Source organism: Robertmurraya sp. DFI.2.37, assembly GCF_029211245.1.
GTDB classification, from domain to species: Bacteria; Bacillota; Bacilli; order Bacillales; family Cytobacillaceae; genus Robertmurraya; species Robertmurraya methanolica_A.
Genome location: NZ_JARGEJ010000746.1, coordinates 1 through 293 on the forward strand (window position 1 = coordinate 1; position 293 = coordinate 293).

At 38.2% G+C, this 293-nt stretch carries 1 protein-coding gene; it reads right to left on the bottom strand.

Going from position 1 to position 293, the window contains the following annotated elements:
* Positions 1-293, bottom strand: a 293-nt coding sequence (locus PZE06_RS28465; RefSeq protein WP_275792465.1) for a head maturation protease, ClpP-related, incomplete at both ends; no start/stop codon positions are given.

The window sequence follows — 293 nt, forward strand, 5'->3', positions numbered from 1 at the left end:
TGTAAATGTCCATGCATTATGAATCATCAACATAGAGTTTTTTGGCATGAAGATTTCATCTCCTGCCATCGCAATAACAGATGCAATTGAAGCTGCCACACCATCAACATGAACAATGATTCTGGCATTATGACGCTTAAGCATATTGTGAATGGTAATCCCCTCAAACACACTGCCTCCCGGACTATTAATATAAAGATTTATAATCTCGATACCTTCGCCCAACTCGTCCAATTCGTTTTTAAACGTAATCGAAGAAACTTCTCCATATTCTTCCCAAGCATACTTCGTAA